The sequence below is a fragment of the Bradyrhizobium sp. 139 genome (genome assembly GCF_023074175.1).
Classification (GTDB): Bacteria; Pseudomonadota; Alphaproteobacteria; order Rhizobiales; family Xanthobacteraceae; genus Bradyrhizobium.
This window is the reverse complement of record NZ_JADPKS010000068.1, coordinates 1-1321: the sequence shown is the minus strand read 5'-3', so window position 1 is coordinate 1321 and position 1321 is coordinate 1. Positions and strand designations below refer to the sequence as shown.

Here is a 1321-nt window from a genome sequence, read left to right as displayed (position 1 = left end):
CGTAGCAACCATTAAGTATGGCCCCCGATTTCCGCAAGCATGACGCCGCGCTTGCGGCCGTCAAGGCGTGGCCTGTCGGCAGCGGATGTGAGGAGAGGCTTGAGCGACGGCCAGCCTTGACGGCTGCGGCGCACGGCGTCTTTGGATCGGCAGGTCGGGACGAAGAAACGGTCGCCTGATCGAACAAAGAAACGCGGTCAGGCGGCCGGCAGCTTGGCGATGTGTGGCGCTTGGGCGACCCACGGCGTTCCGCGGGCAACGACGGCGTTGATGATGACGAGCAGCTTCCTGGCGCAGGCGACGAGCGCGCGTTTGTGCCCCTTGCCGGCGGCGATCAGCCGGTCGTACAGAGCCTTGAGCTGCGGATTCCAGCGGAAGGATGCCGGAAAAGCCGCGGTGTAGAGCGCCCGGCGCAGGCGTTCGCGGCCACCTTCGATGTGACGGGCACCGGTGCGATCGCCGCTGTCGTCGTCGTAAGGCGCCAGTCCGCTGAGAGCTGCGGCTTTCTCGCGCGTGATGTTGCCGATCTCTGGCATCCTGATCAGGACGGCAACCGCGGTGGGCAGGCCGCAGCCGCCGACGCTGTGGATCAGATCGAGCCGTGCGGCGAGATCAGGGTGCTTGCGGATCGCCGCCAAGAGCGCCTTGAGTGCGGCTCGTTTGGACTTGGCCAGGAGCGCGATCTGCGCCTTCCAAACCTCTTGAATCCGCTTGTCGCGGCAGCTCTCGTGTCGGTTCTTGAGCCTTGCGATATCTTCCGTGATCTGGTCGATCATCGTCAGATGCCCGGCAAGGGGCTGCAGCCGCGGATCCGGAGCGGAATGAATCGTCTTGACCGCGGCGGTGCACATCGCGATCAGCGCCGCGTCGATCTTGTCGTTCTTGGCCAGCAATTGATGGAACGTGCCATAAGCACGGACCTGCTTCGGCTGAAACAGGACGACGACGAACCGCTTGCGCCGAAGCTCGGCGACCACCGCCTGCTCGTAGCCTCCACTGGCCTCGATCCCTATCCTCTTGACCTTGCGGCCCTTCAGCCACTCCACCAACGCCTGGTGGCCTTCCGTCGTGTTGTCGATCCGCAACTGATCCGAGCTGCCGTCGATCGCCACGTCGAGCCTGTGTTTGCCGGTATCGATCCCGGCACAGATCGTGATACGCTTGGCCATCTTCCTCGACCCTCCCTTGTGAATGCGAACCTGAAGTTCGTTCAACCATGCGGGTCCCGATGAAGTGCCGACCGCGATCTTGCTACGAAACGCAGCCCTCAAGGCTTCGGTGGGCATCGATCCGATCGATCGGCGGCCCAGCTCGGGTGGCC

General features: G+C 64.0%; 1 protein-coding gene. It reads right to left on the bottom strand.

All coding sequences use genetic code 11. The features are described from left to right. Positions 1-197: 197 nt before the first annotated feature. Entirely contained in the window at positions 198-1169 is a 972-nt protein-coding gene (locus IVA80_RS15575) for an IS110 family transposase (protein ID WP_247431448.1), read from the bottom strand. Positions 1170-1321 lie beyond the last annotated feature (152 nt).